Origin of the sequence: Pseudomonas sp. DL (assembly GCF_047199225.1) — a bacterium.
GTDB classification, from domain to species: Bacteria; Pseudomonadota; Gammaproteobacteria; order Pseudomonadales; family Pseudomonadaceae; genus Pseudomonas; species Pseudomonas aeruginosa.
On the sequence record NZ_CP178323.1, the window covers coordinates 961,770 to 979,874 of the forward strand.

Genomic DNA, 18,105 nt, shown 5'->3' on the forward strand with positions numbered 1-18,105 from the left:
CGGCGTCATGGGTGAGTTCGAGCTGATCCGCCGCTTCTTCGCCGCGGCCGCCTGCGCGGCGCCGGCGGCGGAGGTGGCCCTCGGCATCGGCGACGACTGCGCCCTGCTGGCGCCGCCAGCCGGCGAACAACTGGCGGTCTCCACCGATACCCTGGTGGAAGGCGTGCATTTTCCCGCCGGTTGCGACCCTTTCCTTCTTGCCCAGCGCGCCCTGGCGGTCTCCGCCAGCGACCTGGCGGCGATGGGCGCCGCGCCCCTGGCCTTCACCCTGGCCCTGACCTTGCCGCAGGCCGACGCCGAGTGGTTGCAGGGCTTCGCCCGCGGCCTCGACGCCATGGCCCGGCAGTGCGGCCTGGCCCTGGTCGGCGGCGACACCACGCGCGGCCCGCTGAGCATGACCCTGACCGTATTCGGCAGGGTGCCGGCCGGCCAGGCGCTGACCCGCGCCGGTGCGCGCCCGGGCGACCTGCTCTGCGTCGGGGGCCCGCTCGGCGAGGCTGGAGCGGCGCTGGAACTGGTGCTGGAGCGAAGATCGGCGCCCGCCGAGGTGGCCGAACCGCTGCTGGCGCGCTACTGGACGCCGGCCCCGCAATTCGGTCTGGGCCTCGCCCTGCGCGGCAAGGCCAGCGCCGCCCTGGACATCTCCGACGGGCTGCTCGCCGACTGCGGGCATATCGCCCGCGCTTCCGGCGTTGCCCTGTTGGTCGAATGCCAGCGCTTGCAGGCAAGCGCCGCGTTGAGCGGCCTGCTCGCCGGCGAGGAAGCCTTGCGCCAGCAACTGGCCGCCGGCGACGACTACGTGCTGGTTTTCACCCTGCCGCCTGAGTACCTTGGCGAGATTCGCGCCGCGTGGCCGGCCATGGCCGTCATCGGCCGGGTCGAGGCGGGACAGGGGGTGCACCTGCTCGACGCCGACGGAAAGGAACTCATACCGGCCGCGGCCGGTTACCAACATTTCGGAACCCAACGTGACTGAGCATCCTGATCAGGCGCCGGCGCAGCCGGTGCCGCCGTCGGTCTGGCGCAATCCCTGGCATTTCCTCGCCTTCGGCTTCGGCTCCGGCACCCTGCCCAAGGCGCCGGGCACCTGGGGGTCGCTGGTGGCCATCCCGTTCATCCCGCTGTGGCAGATGCTGCCGGACTGGGGCTACTGGCTGATGCTGGGAGTGACCATGCTGTTCGGCTTCTGGCTGTGCGGCAAGGTCGCCGACGACCTGCGCGTGCACGACCACGAAGGCATCGTCTGGGACGAGATGGTCGGCATGTGGATAACCCTCTGGCTGGTGCCGGAGGGCTGGTGGTGGCTGCTGATCGGCTTCGTCGTGTTCCGCATCGTGGATATTCTCAAGCCCTGGCCGATCAGTTGGGTGGACCGCAACGTGCACGGCGGCGTCGGGATCATGCTCGACGACGTCCTGGCCGGGGTATTCGCCTGGCTGGTCATGCAGGGTCTAGTCTGGGGATGGGTACACTGGCTGGTCTGAGGCCTCCCATGCGTCTGCTCGTCCTGTTCTGCTGCCTGTGGCTGCTGCCCGGCGTCGCTTCCGCCGCCCCCTCCGTGGGCGAGATCCGCGTGGTCAGCGAAACCTGGACGCGCTACACCCAGGAGGACGGTCGCGGGGTGGCCTGGGACCTGTTGCGGGCCGTCTACGAGCCGGCCGGGGTACGCCTGCGGATCGCCAACGAGCCCTATACCCGGGCGGTCGGCCTGGTCCTGCGCGGCGAGGCCGACGCCTGGGTCGGCGCCTACCGCGGGGAAATCGACGAAGCGCTTTATCCTCGCTGGCCCTATGACGTCGATCCGATCGCCGTGCTTTCCCTGAAAGACAATCCGCCGCCGCCACTGGAGGGCCTGAGCCGGTTCCGCCTGTCATGGATGCGTGGCTACGCCTTCGCCCGCTATTTCCCTACCCTGACCCCGCACAGCGAGTTGCAGCGCCGCACCTCGGCGCTGCCGATGCTGCTCAACCACCGGGTCGACTATTTCATCGATTCGCGTCCGGAACTCGAGGAAATGCTCGCAGGGGCCGGAGCGCTGGCGGCTGAGTACCGCATCACCGACGTCACTCGGTTGCCGCTGTATCTTGGCTTCTCCGATTCCCCCAGGGGCCGTGAGCTGCTGGCGCTGTTCGACCGGCGCATGCGGCAGTTGCATGCCAGCGGCGAGCTGGAGCGGATCTTCGCCCGCTGGAACTGGCCCTATGCGCCGTTGAAGGCAATCCTGCCACCCAAGGAGTGATCATGCTGCGGCTGTGCGTCGCCCTGTTTTCCAGCGTTCTCGCGTTGTCCTCGCTGGCCGCGCCCCAGGTGTTCGTGGTCGGCCTGTTCCCCGGCGCGGCGGTACTCAACGTCGATGGCCAGCGCAAGCTGGTCAGGGTCGGCCAGACCGGCCCGCAGGGCGTCCAGGTGGTCAGCGCCGACAGCCGCAAGGCGGTGCTGCGGATCGACGGCGTCGAGCGCACCTACGAACTGAGCCGCGAATACAACGAGGCAGGCTATTCGGCGCCGCAGCGGCAAAGCTTCAGCATCGCCCGCGGTACGGGCGGGCACTATTGGGTGGCTGGCTCGGTGAACGGGCAGAACATGCAGTTCCTGGTGGATACCGGCGCCACCAGCATCGCCATGAACGAGAACGAGGCGCGCCGCCTGGGTATCGATTACCGGGTGGACGGCAAGCCGATGGTCGCCTCCACTGCCAGCGGAACCTCGCGCGGCTGGCGGGTGACCCTGGACCGGGTGAAGATCGGCGGTATCGAGTTGCTGGGTGTCGAGGCGGCGGTGATCGAGGGTGGCTATCCGACCGAAGCCCTGCTCGGCATGAGTTTCCTCAACCGGGTGCGTTGGCGCGAGGAACAGGGAATGCTGCTTATCGAGGCCAAGCATTGAATGTCGCTCGCTCATAACCCGGGGTTCTATTCATCGTCCATCTCGATAGGTATTTGCGGCATTTCGAGCTGACCGGGCGCCGGACGCTGCTGGTACAATGGCGGACTTCCGTTTCCCTAGGAGTTCCCCGGTGTCCGTCGTGTTCGTCGCCGCCTCCAAACTGCCGACTCCCTTCGGCGAATTCACCATGCATGGTTTCCTCGACGAGGAGAGCGGCAAGGAACATGTAGCCCTGAGCATGGGCGACATCGCCGATGGCGCGCCGGTGCTTGGTCGCCTGCATTCCGAATGCCTGACCGGCGACGCGCTGTTCAGCCTGCGCTGCGATTGCGGTTTCCAGCTGGAAGGCGCGCTTGCCGCCATCGCCGAGGAGGGCCGCGGCGTGCTCCTCTACCTGCGCCAGGAAGGTCGCGGCATCGGCCTGCTGAACAAGATCCGTGCCTATGAATTGCAGGATGGCGGTGCCGACACCGTCGAGGCGAACCTGCAACTGGGTTTTGGCGCCGACCAGCGCGACTACGCCATGTGCCAGCCGATGCTCGCGCACCTGGGCGTCTCCTCCCTGCGCCTGATGACCAACAATCCGCGCAAGGTCAAGGCGCTGGAAAGCTACGCCATCACCGTGGCGGAGCGCGTGCCGCTGCAAAAGGGCCTGAACAAGCACAACAGGCGCTACCTGGCGACCAAGGCCGGCAAGCTCGGGCACATGCTCGGCAGCCTGCACCAGGGCGAGGCGGAAACCACGTGAGTCGCCAGCAAGCCCGCGGCGCGCTGGGACGTGCCTGGTGGTTGCAACTGGCGTTGGCGCTGTTGCCGCTGATCCTGGTCGAGTTCTTCCTCGGCGAACTGCAACCCCTTCCCCATGGCCTGGCGATGCCGCTGTTCATCGCCGCGCTGCTGTCGATGTTCGTCAACCTGCCGCTGTTCGGTGCCTACAAGCGTGGTCTCATCGCCACCCAGAAAGCGCTGGATACGGCGGAGGAAGCCGCCGCCTGGGCCCGTCTGGCGCAGGTGCGCCGCAAGGCCCTGTTCGGCGCCAGCCTGCCGGCCTGGATCGGCGTGCCGGGTGTGTTCGCCGGGCTCAACGGCGTTGCGCTGATCCTGCTCGGGGTCACCAGCCTGGTGCTGTTCTGGCTCTACCGTATTCCGCGTCAACTCGGTTGATGCGCTCGTTCTGGCTGCTCGCCTGCCTGCTCCTCAGCCTTTCCGCCGGGGCGGCGCAGCGGGTGGTCAGCCTGGCGCCTTCGCTGACCGACAGCGTCCTCGAACTCGGCGCAGCGCGCCGCCTGGTCGGCGTGCTGGATGGCGGCGAGCGTCCGGCGGCGATTGGCGACCTGCCTTCCGTCGGCCGCTACGGCCAGGTCAATCTCGAACGCCTGCTGGAACTGCAGCCCGACCTGATCCTGGTCTGGCCCGGCAGCGTGCCCGAGGCGCAGTTGCAGCGCCTGCGGGACTTCGGCATCGCCCTCTTCATCGCCGAACCGCACAGCCTCGACGAACTGGCCCTGCAACTGGCTGCGCTGGGCGAGGCATTGGGCGAGGCCGAGGCCGGCCAGCGGTTGTCGGCCAGGTTCCGCGAAGGCATGCGGCGCCTGGCCGAGCGCTACCGGCGGGACAAGCCGCTGAAAGTGTTCTACCAGGTCTGGGACCGGCCGCTGTACACCATTGGCGGACGCCAGGTGATCAGCGATGCGCTGCGCGTCTGCGGCGCCGAGAACCTATTCGGCGACCTGCCGCAGCCGGCGCCGCAGGTCAGCGTCGAGGCGGTTCTGGCGCGCGATCCGGCGGTCATCGTCGCCGGCAGTCACGCCCAGCTCGAACTCTGGCGGCAATGGCCGGCGCTGGCGGCGACGCGGCGCGGACAGCTGTACCGGATCGAAGACAAGAACCTCGAGCGGCCGAGCTTCGCCATGCTGGCGGCGACCGAGAAACTCTGCCGCTCGCTCGCCGGGGCGCGCTGAATGCTTGCCGGTATCGCGCGCTGTATCGGCGGATAACGCCGGCGGCGTTGTTCGCCCTACGGCAATTGGGGGGTAGGGCGAATAACCGCAACGCGGTTATCGCTGCCAGTCGGCGGGGTATGTCGGTATGGTGGTGTATCGGCGGATAACGCCGGTGGCGTTATTCGCCCTACGGCAATTGGGGGGTAGGGCGAATAACCGCAACGCGGTTATCCGCCGTTGTCGCTGGGTTTGGCGCTACTGCCGGTCGAGACGCTGGCGTACTGCCTTTTCGATGCCCGCGGCATCCAGGCCGCATTCGGCGAGCATCTCGCTGGGCTTGGCGTGTTCGACGTAGTAGTCGGGCAGGCCCAGTTGCAGCAGCGGGACTTCGAGGCCCTCGCTGGCGAGGAACTCGCCGACCGCCGAGCCGGCGCCGCCCATCACGGCGTTTTCCTCGATGGTCACCAGCAGTTCGTGGCTGCCCGCCAATTCGCGTACCAGGGCTTCGTCGAGGGGTTTGACGAAACGCATGTCGACGACCGTGGCGTCGAGGCTTTCGGCGACCTTCATCGCCTCCGCCAACTGCACGCCGAAGACCAGCAGTGCGACCCTGCCGCCGCGCCGACGGACCACGCCCTTGCCGATCTCCACCGGTTGCAGGTCCGGATCGATCGGATGGTTGGGGCCGCTGCCGCGCGGATAGCGCACCGCGGCCGGGCCATCGAACAGGTAGCCGGTGGTGAGCAGCTTGCGCAGCTCGTCCTCGTCGCTGGGGGTCATCACCAGCATGCCGGGGATGCAGCGCAGGTAGGAGATGTCGAAGCTACCGGCGTGGGTCGGGCCGTCCTCGCCGACCAGGCCGGCGCGGTCGATGGCGAACAGCACGTCGAGGTGCTGCACGGCGACGTCATGGATCAACTGGTCGTAGGCGCGCTGGAGGAAGGTCGAGTAGATCGCTACCACCGGCTTCATGCCCTCGCAGGCCATGCCGGCGGCCAGGGTCACGGCATGCTGTTCGGCGATGGCGACGTCGAAGTAGCGTTCCGGGTAGCGTTCGCTGAAGGCCACCAGGTCGGAACCTTCCTTCATCGCCGGGGTGATGCCGAGCAGGCGCGCGTCCTGGGCGGCCATGTCGCACAGCCACTGGCCGAAGACGCTGGAATACTTGGGTCCGCCGGTCTTCTTCGGCGCACTGCCGGGAGCTTCCAGCTTGGTGATCGCGTGGTAGCCGATCGGATCCAGTTCGGCCGGGGCGAAGCCCTTGCCTTTCTTGGTCACCACATGGAGGAACTGCGGGCCCTTCATGTCGCGCATGTTGCGCAGGGTAGCCACCAGGGTCGGCAGGTCGTGGCCGTCGATCGGGCCGATGTAATTCCAGCCTAGCTCCTCGAACAGGGTGCCGGGGACCAGCATGCCCTTGGCGTATTCCTCGGTGCGCCGGGCGATCTCCCAGGCCCCGGGCAGGCGCGAGAGCACCTTCTTGCTGCCCTCGCGCATGCTGCTATAGGTGCGGCTGGAGAGGATCTTCGCCAGGTAGTTGGAGAGCCCGCCGACGTTGTGCGAGATCGACATGTCGTTGTCGTTGAGGATCACCAGCATGTCGGCGTCGACTTCCGAGGCGTGGTTGAGTGCCTCGAAGGCCATGCCGGCGGTCAGCGCACCGTCGCCGATCACGGCCACCGACTTACGCTCCTTGCCTTGCAGGCGGGCGGCGATGGCCATGCCCAGGGCGGCGCTGATGGAGGTGCTGGAGTGGCCGACGCCGAAGGTGTCGTACTCGCTCTCTGCGCGGCGCGGGAAGGCCGCCAGGCCGTTCTTCTGGCGCAGGGTGCCCATCAGCTCGCGGCGCTCGGTGAGGATCTTGTGCGGATAGGCCTGGTGGCCGACGTCCCAGACCAGGCGGTCGTCCGGAGTGTCGAAGACGTAGTGCAGGGCAATGGTCAGCTCGACCACGCCGAGGCCGGCGCCGAAATGACCGCCGGTCTGGCCGACGGTATACAGCAGGTACTGGCGCAGCTCGTCGGCCAGGGTTTCCAGGTCCGCCTCGCCCAGCCGGCGCAGTTCGGCCGGCGAAGAGGCGCGGTCGAGCAGGGGCGTGGCGGGGCGCTCGCGGGGAATCTCATGGAGCGTCTTGGGCATCAGGCTGTCGTTATGCAATCCGGAGAGGCCAGCAGTTTACCTGATGCACCGGCCGCGCCCAAGCAAGGGAGCCCCTACCTTTGCCGGGGACTTCCGACGACCCGTCGGTCAGTTGCGTCGCTCGACGATGTAGCGGGCCAGTTGGCGCAGCGGGTCGGCGCTCGGCGGAAAACCGTCGAGGGCGGCCAGGGCCAGGTCGCGCAGCTCCAGGGCATAGCCTTTGGCGGCCTCCAGGCCGAGCAGGGCGGGATAGGTCGGCTTGTTGTGCGCCTGGTCCTTGCCCTGGGTCTTGCCGAGGGTGGCGGTGTCGCTTTCCACGTCGAGGATGTCGTCCTGCACCTGGAAGGCCAGGCCGATCGCTTCGGCGTAGCGCTCCAGGGCGGCCAGCGAGGCGGGCTCGGCGCGACCGCTGGCGAGGGCGCCGAGGCGCACGCTGGCTTCGATCAGCGCGCCGGTCTTGTGCCGGTGCATGACTTCCAGGGCCGCCTGGTCGAGGGCCACGCCGACCGAGCCGAGGTCGATCGCCTGGCCGCCGACCATGCCGGCGGAGCCTGCGGCGCGCGCCAGGCGGGTGAGCATTTCCAGACAGACGGCATGTTCCTGCGGATTGCGCCGGGTGTCGGCGAGCACTTCGAAGGCCAGCGCCTGCAAGCCGTCGGCGGCGAGGATCGCGGTGGCTTCGTCGAAGGCCCGGTGGGTGGTCGGCTGGCCACGGCGCAGGTCGTCGTCGTCCATCGCCGGCAGGTCGTCGTGGACCAGCGAGTAGGCATGGATCAGCTCCACCGCGCAGGCCGCGGCGTCGGCGCGCTGCGGCGCTCCGCCGAGGGCCTCGCAGGCGGCGTAGGCGAGCAGCGGGCGAACCCGCTTGCCACCGTTCATCACGCTGTAGCGCATGGCCTCGTAGAGGCGTTGCAGTTCTTCGCGGGGAGCGACGAACAGGGCGTCCAGGGCGGCATCGACGCGCGCCTGGCAGCGCGCCTGGTAGGCCGCGATCATGCCTCGTCGCCTTCCGCATCGAACGGCGCTTCGCTGAGCTCGCCGTCGCGTTCGAGGAGGATCTGTACCTTCTGTTCGGCCTGGCTCAGCGACGTCTGGCATTCGCGGGTCAGGCGGATGCCCTGCTCGAAGGCGCCCAGCGACTCTTCCAGCGACAGCTCGCCGCTTTCCAGGCGTTCCACCAGGGTTTGCAGCTCGGTGAGGGACTGTTCGAAATCGAGGGTTTTCTTGCGGGCCATCGGGGGAGTCTCGGCGAGGTGTACAAAACCCCGCGACACTAGCAGAGGGGCGGGGGCCGGGCAAATCGGCGGAAGGTCGCTACGACCGATCGGGACGACCATGGCGGCGGCATTGGCTAAGGTGGAGAGAGGTCCAGCGAGGAGGAGCCGACAGGCGATGCGCATCCAGGAGGTCCGGGAACGCAGTATTCCCCTTTCCCGTTACGCCGGCGTGGCGGCTGCCACCGGTGGTTTGAGCACCAGCCTGGTGGCGGTGCTCACCGATACCGTGCGCGACGGTCGGCGTGTGGTCGGCTACGGCCACGCCTCGGTAGGGCGCTACGCCCAGGGCGGGCTGATCCGCGAGCGTTTCGCCCCGCGCCTGCTGGGGGCTCCGGCGGACAGCCTGGCGAGCGACGACGGCAGTGGCATCGATCCGTTGCGAGCCTGGGACCTGATGATGCGCGACGAGAAGCCCGGCGGCCACGGCGAACGCTGCGTCGCGGTGGGCGCCCTGGACATGGCGCTGTGGGATGCCGCGGCCAAGGCCGCCGGCCTGCCGCTGCATCGCTTCCTGGCGCGACGCCTGGGGCTGGCGGAAGACTATCCGCAGCGCGTACCGGTCTACGCCGGCGGCGGCTACCCCTATCCGCACGACGACCTGGGACGCCTGGAAGAGGAACTGCGGCGCTTCGTCGATCTCGGCTACACCCACGCCAAGATCAAGATCGGCGCGGCCGGGCTGGACCAGGACCGGCGCCGTATCGACAGGGCGCTGCGGGTTCTCGGCGACGCTTCGCGGCTGGCGGTCGACGCGATGAACCGCTACGACGCGGAGGGCGCGGTCGACGCAGCGAAAGCCCTGGCGCCGCTGGGGTTGTGGTGGTTCGAGGACATCTGCGACCCCCACGATTTCCCTACCCAGGCCGAAGTGGCGGATATCTATCCGGGGCCCATCGGTGCCGGCGAGGCCTTGTTCTCCCTGGCCGAGGCTCGCTTGCTGGATCTCTATGGCGGCGTGCGGCGGGAGCGCGACGTGCTGGTGTTCGACCCCGTGCATTGCTATGGCCTGCCGGGCTACCTGGCGATACTCGACCACCTGTGCGCCCGGGGTTGGCCGCGCGCGGCCTTCCGCCCGCACGCCGGCTACCTGTTCAGCCTGCACTTGGTGGCGGCCCTGCGCCTGGGTTGGGCCGAGGCTACGCCGTCGGCTTTCCGGCCATTCGACGATTTCGCCGGTGCCCTGCCGTTTTCCTCGGGATTGGCGGGATTGCCACAATCGCCTGGTATCGGCTTCGAGCGCCAGGCGACACTTGCCGGGCTGTTCCGCAAGCTTCTGGAGGCCTAGAGAACGGTGATTGGCTGGGGTTGTGCGGAGGCATTAAAAAAGCCGGCTTGTGGCCGGCTTTTCTGGGGTGGGGTTGGCTTACTTCTGATAAGCCGCGCCTGCCTTAGGAATTCTGCATCGACGAGCCGAGGGCTCGTGAAGGAAGCGCTACTCTAGCAAACTCGGCCAGTCCTGCCCAGCATCCCGCGGGGCTCTATTTCGCCGGCTGCGAGCGGCGCCTGGCGAGAGCGCTCAGCACTTGGGCGACGAGGGCTTGGCCGGCTTGCTTTGCTTCACCGGCGATGCCTTGGGTGGCTGGGGCGCGGGAGCGGTATCCGGACTCAGACCCTCCACGCGGTAGCGCCAACCCTTGACGGCTGAGACCTGCCCGTCGGCGAAGCCCTTGCTGTCGGTCAGTTGCAACCAGTACTGGCGCTCCAGTTCCAGAAGCTGGCCCTGCAGCGTGCCGCCGGCGAAACTCTTGAGCGTGAAGGTCAGCAGCGGTTTTTGCCGCGAGGCCTTGGCCGGCGCGACCTCCAGCAGCCTGAGCGCAGCGAACAGGCGTGCGGCCTGCTCGGCTTCCGCCTCGCCCATCAACTGTGGCCTGGATGGGAACTGTCGCAGGCGGATGCCATCGTCCTTTTCACTGGCTCGGGAAATGTTCAGCCGTACGCCGTTGCCATAGGACAGGGTCAGTTCGCGCAACTGTTCGAATGGCAGGTCGGTCAACCGAGGGTCGAGCAGGGCCAGGTCGTTGACCGGCAGGCCGACCGTTCGGTCGATCAGCCAGGCCCCCTCATCGTCGGCCTGCCTGACCAACTGCCCGCCCTGCGAGGTGCGCTTGCCCAGCAACAGGACCAGCGGCGGCGCGTCGCCGCGCTCCAGGGTGATCCGGCTGGCCTGGCCCTTGCCCTGGTCGGAGAGTCCCATGCGTTCGCGGTTTTCCGGCGAGGCGCTCTTTTCCTCCAGCAGGCGCGCGTCGGCCAGGCTGCGCAACAGCTGCCGGATGGTTTCCCCCGAGGCGGGATAGCCGTCCTTGCTGGCGAGCATCCAGTCCTTGCCATCGCGCCTGGCGCGGATCGTCGGTTGGCCGGGGGTGGCGATGCACAGCGCGGTCACCTGGTGCGGTTTCAGCCCTGGCAGCCAGGCGCGGCTCGCAGGCGGTTGCGCGGGCGGTTGCTGCCGTTCGTGGAGCCAGCCCAAGATTCCGGCGAACAGCGCCAGGGCGAGAGCGAGTCCCGCTACGTTACGCAGGCGCATGTCAGCCCCTCCTCCGGCGTATGCTGCGCCAGCTCCAATGTAGCAGGAGGAACAGGGTGAGCAGTGCCGGCAGCAGGACCGTATTGGCCAGTTTCACCTGTTCCCCCAGGCGCTCGACATCGGCATTCAGCTGGAACTGCAATTGACGTAGTTGCTGGCGGATGCGCAATTTGTCATCGATGAAGCGGCGCAGCGTCGCTTCCATTTCCGGAGTCACCTCCTGGTCGCCGGCGTCCATCGATTGCTGCAAGGTGCGCAGGTTCCTGTCGGTGTCGTTGAGGCTTTGCTGCAGCGCGTTGAGCTGTTCCTGGGCGCGCAGCCCGGCCTCGCGGCGGAGCGCTTCCACGCGGGTGAACGGGCGCTTCGTATGGCCTCGCGAGCGTAGGTCGATCAGCGCGTCCGAACCGGAGAGGTAGTCGAGGGCATTGCCGACGAACAGGTCGTTGTCCGCCCATACCTGCGGCTCGTTGTGGCCGGGCTGTTCCTGGAGCCAGAGCGGATTGCTCAGCAGGTCCGTATCGGCGACCAACAGCACATGGATGTTCGCGCTGTCGCTCAGGCCTTCACCTTGCTTCCCGCGGTCCGCAGGGAAGGCACTCGTCGCCGGCCCCTCGACCTTGGCGGCCAGCACGTAGCGTTCCCCGGTCGGGACCAGGGTGGCGTTGAGCTGCTCCGTCGAGGATTGGCGGAAGCGTTCCAGCGACAGCGGCATGCTGTGCGCCGAGCTGTGCAGCAACGGAATGAAGCGCGTCGAGGCTCCGCCGAGAGGTTCGAGCAGGCCGACGCTGGCGAGGTTGAGGCTTTCCAGGCCGGTGGTCAGCACGTTGTCGTGGGGGAACGTGTCGCCGGGGAGGTGTAGCCAGGTCGGATTGCGCTCCGGACGACGTTCGGCGTTGGGCTTGATCATGGCGAACGAGGCATCCGCCAGCAGGGTATCCGGCCGCAACTGGACGCCCCAGGAGCGCAGCAACGGGGCCAGGTCGGAGCTTTTCCCGCCGTCTGCATCGGCGAGACTCAGAGGGTCGACGAAGGCCAGCAGCTTGCCGCCGCGCAGGACGAACTGGTCGATGGCGTATTGGGTCTGTTCGGACAATTGCCTGGGGTGCACCAGCATCAACACCGAGACTTCGGCGGGGATTTCCGTCGAAGCGAGCCCCAGGGTGCGGATGTCGAACTGTTGGTAGAGCTTGTCCATCATCGCCCAGGGCCTGCTGCCCGGCTGCCCGTCGGTGGGCGCCTGCCCGGTCATCGGCAGCGAGCTCATCAGGCCGACTACCGTGCGTTCCCGCTGTGCGAGTGCCTGGACCAGGCGGCTGAGATCGTATTCCAGAAGCGGCTCTTCTTCCGGCGAGAAGAACGGGATCACCTGGAGGCCGTCGGTCGGGTTGGTGGCCGCCAGGCCAAAGTAGATGGCTTCGCCATTCGGGCCGATGGGCGGCGCCTGCAGGCCGAAGCGCGCGGCACGGTCCTCGTCGTCGGAGAATGGCAGGGGATCGATCACGAACAATCGGACATTGCCATGGCTCCGCCGTGCATAGAGGTCCAGCACTTCCTCGACGCGGCGGGCGTAGTTGCGCAGGGCGGGCAGGTCACTGGCGCGGCTTTTCGAAAAGAACAGGTAGAGGTTGAGCGGTTCGTCGAGACTGTCGAGGACTTCCTGGGTGCCGGCGCTGAAGGTGTAGAGCTTCTGCTGGGTGAGGTCGAACTGCTGGTCGCGCAGCAGCAGGCTGGACAGCAGGTTGAAAGCGAGGAACAGCAGGCCGACCAGCAGCAGGCCGACGCCCGAGTACAGGGTTCGTTTCATGGATGTTTCCTACGCTGCCTTTTTCAGGTCGATGACGATGGTGGTGGCGACCAGCCAGGCGACGATCAGGCTGCAGAAGTAGGCCAGGTCGCGGACGTCGAGCACGCCCCGGCCGAGCGCCTCGAAACGGACCAGCACGCTCAGCGAGGCAATGCCGTCCAGCAGCCATTGCGGAAGCCAGCCGGAGAGCGCCTGTTGTACGTGGGGAGTGCCGGCGCCGACGAATAGCAGGCAGACGAGAACGGTCAGGGCAAAGGCGATGATCTGGTTCTTCGCCAGCGCCGACATGCAGGATCCGATGGCCAGGTAGCCGCCGGACAGCAGCCAGCCGGCCAGGTAGCCGGCGATGATCGCGCCGTTGTCGGGCGAGCCGAGGTAGTTCACCGTCAGCGGCATCGGGAAGGTCAGCAGCAACGCCAGCCCGGCGCAGAACCAGGCCGCGAGGAACTTGCCGGTGACCAGGGTGGCGCGGGAGACGGGCAGGGTCATCAGCATCTCGATGGAGCCGGACTTGCGCTCCTCGGCCCACAGGCGCATGGCCAGCGCGGGGATCAGCAGGAGGTAGAGCCAGGGCAGGCTGGAAAAGAACGGCGCCAGGTCGGCCTGGCCGCGCTCGAAGAAATCGCCCAGGTAGAAGGTGGCCACGCCGGAGAGGACGAGGAATACCAGGGTGAACACATAGGCGAGCGGCGTGGCGAAGTAGCTGCCCAGCTCGCGTCTGAAAATGGTGCCGATGGCGGTCATGCGGGGGTTTCTCGGGTCAGTTGGCGGAACACTTCTTCCAGTTGGCCGTGTTCGGTACGCACCCCGGATACCCGCCAGCCGCTGCCGTGGATCAGGCGGTTGAGCGCGGGAAGGATCTGCGCGCCGGGGCGGGCCAGAATGGTCAGGGTGCCGGCCCGGTCGGGGCGTCCTTCGATACCGGCGACGCCGGGGAGCATGGCGATGGCCAGCGGGTCTACCGGTGCTTCGATGCTGAGGCTGACGGCATGGTGGTAGCGGCTGCGGGTCCTGAGTTCGCCCGGGGTGTTGTCGGCCAGCAGGCGGCCGCCGTTGATCACCAGGGCGCGGCTGCACATGAACGAGACTTCCTCGAGGATGTGCGTGGAAATCACCACGATCTTGCTTTCCGAGAGGTTCTTCACCAGTTGCCGGACCTGGTGCTTCTGATTCGGGTCGAGGCCGTCGGTGGGCTCGTCGAGCAGGAGCAGCTCGGGATCGTGGAGGATCGCCTGGGCCAGCGCGACGCGGCGCTTGAAGCCCTTGGACAGGGTTTCGATGATGCTCCTGCGCTCATCCCGCAGCTCCATGCAGTCCATGGCGCTGTCGATGCGCCGACGTTTTTCCCGTCCGCTGTAGTCGCGGATGGACGCGACGAAGGCGAGAAAGCCCTCGACCGTCATTTCTCCGTAGCTGGGAGCGTTCTCCGGCAGGTAGCCGATCAGCTTCTGTGCCTGGCGCGCCTTGTCCTGCATGTCGAAGCCGAAGATGCGTACGCTGCCGGCGCTCGGCGCGAGGAAGCCGGAAAGCATCTTCAGGGTGGTCGACTTGCCCGCTCCGTTGGGGCCGAGGAGACCGACGATCTCTCCCCGGTCGATGCGGAAGCTCAAGTCGTTTACCACCGTCCGGCCGGAAAAGCGTTTGCTCAGTCTGTCTATGTCGATCATGGTTTCACTGGAAGTTGAGCCGTTTGCTGTTATGCGTAGGGGATCGCATGAGCGCGGTAGATTACCGGGAGTTATTGGCTGGTTTTTCCAGTGGGCTCTTTTTGAGATTAGTTACTTATATTGTTGGGAAACTTCCTACGAACTCTCGTTAAAAGATGGAAGTTATCGAGACTTCCAGGGCAGCCCTGTAGCTGGCGCAGCGCCTTGGTTCCGCTGTGGGAACGCGGCCATGTCGCGCTCGCTGGTGCCTATGTTGGGGACGCGTCGATTCCCCCTGCGGAGTTTCACGAGGGAAGGCAGTTGCCGTTTCGATAGACGGGAAGCGGAATAGCCCGGCCGCCTGGATCTTCCGAACTTCGAGACCAATGCAAGTTGGAGGAAGACCCGACTTCCGCCAGTAGCGGTTATTCCTCGCCTTTCAGCAGCGGAAGGCGAATCTCGAAAGTGGTGCCCTGGCCAACCTGGCTCTGGCAACCGATCCTGCCGCCGTGCCGGTCGATCACCGTCTTGACCATGGCCAGCCCCAGGCCCAGGCCGGCGCTGCCCTCGGCGGAAGCGAAGCGCTGGTACTGGCTGAACAGGCGCGGTAGTTCGGCGGCCGCGATACCTTTGCCCTGGTCGACGATCCGGCAGCTCAGCCAGTCGCCTTCGAGGCGGATGCTCAGGCTGACGACGGTCCCCGCCGGGCTGTACTTGACCGCATTCTCCAGCAGGTTGAACAGCGCGCGCGTGAGCAGGCCGGGGTCGGCCCAGACCATCGGTTCCTGCTCGTCGTCCCAGTCGCGCCGCAGGTCGATGTCTTTCTGTTGCGCGAGGGGCCAGAGCTGGTCGGCGGCGTCCATCGCCAACATGGTGAACATGCACGCTTCGAAGCGGTAGGCGTCGGATTCGGCCTTGGCCAGTTGCACGAAGGCGTCGGTCAGGCCCAGGGCGCGACGGACCTGCTGCTCTATCTGTCGGTAGACCTGCTGGCCGGCTTCGTCCTCGGCGGGGCGGACGTCGAGCAGGGCGAGGATCGCCGAGTGCGGCGCGCGCAGGTCATGGGAGAGGAAGCGCAGGAGGGTGGCGCGCTGGCGCTCGGCATCGCGTTCGGCGCTCAGGTCGATCAGGCTCACCAGCCAGCCGATGGCGGTTTCGCTTTCGACCGGCAGCAGGCGCGCCAGGTCGAGGCGCAGGTCGCGTTCCCGGTGGTCGCGGAACTCGATGGCTTCCAGGGTTTCCAGCGTTGGGCGGGCGCCACCGGCGAGGCTCGGATGGCCGAGTTCGGCCAGGCGCTGGCGCAGTTCGGCGCCGCGCAGCTCGCCGCCGAACAGGTCGCGTGCCTTGCGGTTGGCCAGCAGGATCTGCCCCTGCGGGTCGCAGATCAGGGTCGCCACCGGCAGGCCTTCCAGGCCGTCGGCCATGAACCGCCGGCTGTCGCGGGTGCGGCTGACCGCCTGCTCCAGGGCGGCGATGCGGTTCTGCAATGGATCGTTGCCGGCGCGCGGGGGGCTGGCCCGCTCGGGCAGCACCTTGGGCTCGCGGTCGAGGCGCGCCAGTTCCCAGCCGAAGTAGGCGAGCACCGCGTTCAGCCGGCGCCAGCTCCAGATCAGGTAGGCCAGCAGCAGGCCGACCAGGCTGGCCAGCGGCGACCACCACCAGCCGTTGAGCAGCAGCGCCCAGGAAAGACCCAGGGCCAGGGCCGCGCAGGCCAGGGTGAGGAGCAAGGCGTGGCGCGAGCGGAACAGCATCAGGCCGAGCAGCAGCGCTACGCTGGCGGCGGAGAGCAGGGCGGCGAGCCAGGGTTGCAGGTCGACGGCGGTGCGCTGCTGCAACAGGCCGTTGAGAATGTTGGCCTGGATCTCCACCCCCGGCGTGGTGCCGAGGCTGGCCGACAGCGGGGTGACATAGCGGTCGCCGAGGCCCGGCGCGGTGGCGCCGACCAGGACCAGGCGGTCGCGCAGCAGGCTGTCTGGCACCTCGCCGCGCAACACGCTGACGTAGGGCACGCTGGGGAAGCCCGCGTCGGCACCGATGAAGGGAATGCGGATGGCGTGGTCACGCTGCCAGCCGGGCAGGTTGCGCATGTCGTCGAGGCCGGGCATGGGCATGACGCCGGCATCGGCGAATGCTTGCCAGGCGAGCAGCGGGCGCGGCTGGCCGAGCGGTCCTTCGCGCAGGTAGACGCTGCGCACCGTGCCGTCGCTGTCCGCTTCGACGTTGATATGCCCGATGCCGGCGGCGCAGCCGGCCAGCGGCGCGGTCGGCGGTATCTCCCGTGGCGGTTCGCCGTAGCGCGGCACGCTTTCGCGCAGCAGTGGCAGGAGGACGTTGCCGGCCCGGCACAGCGATCTTGCCAACTGGCGGTCGCTGTCCGGATTGGAGGAGGGTTCGCTGAAGATCACGTCGAGCAGTACGCTGCGTGCGCCGGCGGCGGCCAGGCGATCCAGCAGCTCGGCGTGGACGCTGCGCGGCCAGGGCCAGCGACCGAGGCTTTCCAGGCTACGGTCGTCGATGGCGACGACGAGGATGCGCGGATCGACGGCCAGCGGGGCGAGGTTGCGCAGGCGGTCGTAGAGCAGGTTGTTCAGCGGCAGGCCGCTGCTCAGCGAAAGCAGGGCGGTGAGCGGAAGGAGCAGCAGGCTGACCAGCAGCCATTCGCGCACCAGGCCGCGGAACAGCCGCTGCGCCTGGCTGGGCTCGTCCTGGCGGTCGAGCGCCTTCATCGGCGAGGCCCCGGCGCCCTATCGGGCACTGCCGCCTCGCGGGTAGTAGAGAATGTCGTATACGCTGGTCTCGCCCTCCAGTCCGTCGTTGTCGAAGGCCGAGAGGCGGACGTGGTAGAAGGCCGCCTTGAGTCCGCTGAAACTGACTTCCGGGGTGCTCGAGAAACGCTCCTGCTGGATGCGCAGGAAGTCCGGATCGCTGGCTACCTGGGCACGGTAGCGCTTGGCGCCGTGCAGCGGGGCAAGATAGAGCTTCCAAACCGGAGACTCGCCGTGCTCGCCGCCCTGGCCGCGCAATTGCGGGGCGGGTAGCAGGTCCACCGGCGTCAGCTTGCCCTGCGGCTTGACCTTCAGGCCGCGGCGGGCGTCGACCAGCACGTCCTCGTCCGGCTCGGCCTGCGCCGCCTTGCGAGCCGGGCGCCTGCCGTTGAGCGGCAGGTCGTCGCTGGTCAGCTCGCGGTTCACCGCGACGCGCCCGTCGAGCACTTCGGTCAGCGCCTGGCCGTCTTCGGTGCGGGCGCGGAAGTGGGTACCGCGCACGCCCAGTACGCCGACCGGGGTCAGCACCTGGAAGCGGTCGTGATCGCTCTTTCTCTTCAGGACATAGGACTCGACCTGCCCCGCGCGCAGGGCGATCTGCGGAATGCCGGTGTCCTCGTCGAGGTGCAGGGTGACTTCCGAACTGGAGGGCAGGACGATGCGGCTGCCGTCGCCGAGCAGCAGGCTGACGAAGGCGGTCGGAGAGGTCTTGACGCCTTCCAGTTCGTCGATGTCCATGCCTTCTTCCAGGGGCGTCTGGTTGCCCTTGGCGTCGAGCTTCCAGGCGTCGCCGGCGAGATAGAGCACGCTGGCGGGGAGCGGCTGGGGCAGGCACGTTTCGCCCTGCTCGATGAACGGCGGCCGTTTCGTCTTGGCCGGCGCGGCCGCGACGGAGCCGGCGAGCAGCGCCAACAGTCCGCCCAGCGCCAGGGCGGCGCAAGCCGGAAAGAGGGATCGGGAAGTAAGGGCGAGGGCTGTCATAGGCTTCACTGGGCGGCGGGTCAGGTATCGCTGGCGGTCCGGTCAGGCTGCAATCTGCCTGATCGGGCGCCGGTTTCGCAATCCTTGCAACGACATCGGGAGCCCGCAGGCTCCCTTGTCGTTTCCTCGGCCGCAGCGCC

At 67.7% G+C, this 18,105-nt stretch carries 17 protein-coding genes; 8 read left to right on the forward strand and 9 right to left on the reverse strand.

What is annotated here, in order from left to right; genetic code table 11:
• Nucleotides 1-7: 7 nt before the first annotated feature.
• From thiL to ACI766_RS04525, 7 genes are all read left to right on the forward strand, one after another.
• The gene (thiL, locus tag ACI766_RS04495) at nt 8-976 is read left to right on the forward strand and encodes a thiamine-phosphate kinase (RefSeq protein ID WP_023085933.1); all 969 of its coding nucleotides are present in this window, start codon (nt 8-10) and stop codon (nt 974-976) included.
• Nucleotides 969-1,484 carry a phosphatidylglycerophosphatase A gene (locus ACI766_RS04500; RefSeq protein ID WP_003093304.1) on the forward strand — a complete coding sequence of 172 codons (516 nt, stop codon included), beginning with the start codon at nt 969-971 and terminating at the stop codon, nt 1,482-1,484. The genes thiL and ACI766_RS04500 overlap by 8 nt, the downstream gene beginning before the upstream one ends.
• A gap of 8 nt (nt 1,485-1,492) precedes the next feature.
• Nucleotides 1,493-2,239: a substrate-binding periplasmic protein gene (locus ACI766_RS04505; protein ID WP_003102821.1), complete on the forward strand. Its 747-nt coding sequence runs from the start codon at nt 1,493-1,495 to the stop codon at nt 2,237-2,239.
• A 2-nt stretch (nt 2,240-2,241) separates the two neighbouring features.
• Nucleotides 2,242-2,886: a TIGR02281 family clan AA aspartic protease gene (locus tag ACI766_RS04510; RefSeq protein ID WP_003093301.1), complete on the forward strand. Its 645-nt coding sequence runs from the start codon at nt 2,242-2,244 to the stop codon at nt 2,884-2,886.
• A gap of 130 nt (nt 2,887-3,016) precedes the next feature.
• Nucleotides 3,017-3,634 carry a GTP cyclohydrolase II gene (ribA, locus tag ACI766_RS04515; RefSeq protein ID WP_003110510.1) on the forward strand — a complete coding sequence of 206 codons (618 nt, stop codon included), beginning with the start codon at nt 3,017-3,019 and terminating at the stop codon, nt 3,632-3,634.
• Entirely contained in the window at nt 3,631-4,050 is a 420-nt protein-coding gene (locus tag ACI766_RS04520; protein WP_003118238.1) for a hypothetical protein, read from the forward strand. The genes ribA and ACI766_RS04520 overlap by 4 nt, the downstream gene beginning before the upstream one ends.
• Nucleotides 4,050-4,847, forward strand: a complete 798-nt coding sequence (locus ACI766_RS04525) for a cobalamin-binding protein (RefSeq protein ID WP_003102817.1) — start codon at nt 4,050-4,052, stop codon at nt 4,845-4,847. Before ACI766_RS04520 ends, ACI766_RS04525 begins: the two co-directional genes overlap by 1 nt.
• Nucleotides 4,848-5,084: 237 nt before the next feature.
• Here the strand turns inward: ACI766_RS04525 and dxs are convergent, their stop codons facing one another.
• The 3 genes from dxs to ACI766_RS04540 form a co-directional block, all read right to left on the reverse strand.
• Nucleotides 5,085-6,968 carry a 1-deoxy-D-xylulose-5-phosphate synthase gene (gene dxs, locus ACI766_RS04530; protein WP_003102816.1) on the reverse strand — a complete coding sequence of 628 codons (1,884 nt, stop codon included), beginning with the start codon at nt 6,966-6,968 and terminating at the stop codon, nt 5,085-5,087.
• 108 nt (nt 6,969-7,076) lie between these two features.
• A complete protein-coding gene (locus tag ACI766_RS04535; protein ID WP_003114915.1) occupies nt 7,077-7,964 on the reverse strand; it encodes a polyprenyl synthetase family protein in 888 nt (295 codons plus the stop codon).
• Nucleotides 7,961-8,203 carry an exodeoxyribonuclease VII small subunit gene (locus ACI766_RS04540; protein ID WP_003093283.1) on the reverse strand — a complete coding sequence of 81 codons (243 nt, stop codon included), beginning with the start codon at nt 8,201-8,203 and terminating at the stop codon, nt 7,961-7,963. Before ACI766_RS04540 ends, ACI766_RS04535 begins: the two co-directional genes overlap by 4 nt.
• A gap of 157 nt (nt 8,204-8,360) precedes the next feature.
• Between ACI766_RS04540 and ACI766_RS04545 the strand changes: the two genes are divergently transcribed.
• A complete protein-coding gene (locus tag ACI766_RS04545; protein WP_010793421.1) occupies nt 8,361-9,530 on the forward strand; it encodes a mandelate racemase/muconate lactonizing enzyme family protein in 1,170 nt (389 codons plus the stop codon).
• A 231-nt stretch (nt 9,531-9,761) separates the two neighbouring features.
• On the opposite strand, the gene ACI766_RS04550 is transcribed toward ACI766_RS04545, so the two are convergent.
• The 6 genes from ACI766_RS04550 to ACI766_RS04575 all read right to left on the reverse strand — a co-directional run bounded on the left by ACI766_RS04550 (nt 9,762) and on the right by ACI766_RS04575 (nt 17,965).
• Nucleotides 9,762-10,769 carry a DUF4340 domain-containing protein gene (locus ACI766_RS04550; RefSeq protein WP_003114913.1) on the reverse strand — a complete coding sequence of 336 codons (1,008 nt, stop codon included), beginning with the start codon at nt 10,767-10,769 and terminating at the stop codon, nt 9,762-9,764.
• A 1-nt stretch (nt 10,770) separates the two neighbouring features.
• The gene (locus tag ACI766_RS04555) at nt 10,771-12,573 is read right to left on the reverse strand and encodes a GldG family protein (protein ID WP_023085934.1); all 1,803 of its coding nucleotides are present in this window, start codon (nt 12,571-12,573) and stop codon (nt 10,771-10,773) included.
• A 9-nt stretch (nt 12,574-12,582) separates the two neighbouring features.
• Nucleotides 12,583-13,317: an ABC transporter permease gene (locus ACI766_RS04560; RefSeq protein ID WP_003102804.1), complete on the reverse strand. Its 735-nt coding sequence runs from the start codon at nt 13,315-13,317 to the stop codon at nt 12,583-12,585.
• Nucleotides 13,314-14,240, reverse strand: a complete 927-nt coding sequence (locus ACI766_RS04565) for an ABC transporter ATP-binding protein (RefSeq protein ID WP_003118243.1) — start codon at nt 14,238-14,240, stop codon at nt 13,314-13,316. The genes ACI766_RS04560 and ACI766_RS04565 overlap by 4 nt, the downstream gene beginning before the upstream one ends.
• Nucleotides 14,241-14,644: 404 nt before the next feature.
• Entirely contained in the window at nt 14,645-16,945 is a 2,301-nt protein-coding gene (locus tag ACI766_RS04570; RefSeq protein WP_004345887.1) for a CHASE2 domain-containing protein, read from the reverse strand.
• Between the two features lie 18 nt (nt 16,946-16,963).
• On the reverse strand, nt 16,964-17,965 hold the full coding sequence (locus ACI766_RS04575; RefSeq protein WP_003102793.1) for a FecR domain-containing protein: 1,002 nt from the start codon (nt 17,963-17,965) through the stop codon (nt 16,964-16,966).
• Between the last annotated feature and the right edge of the window lie 140 nt (nt 17,966-18,105).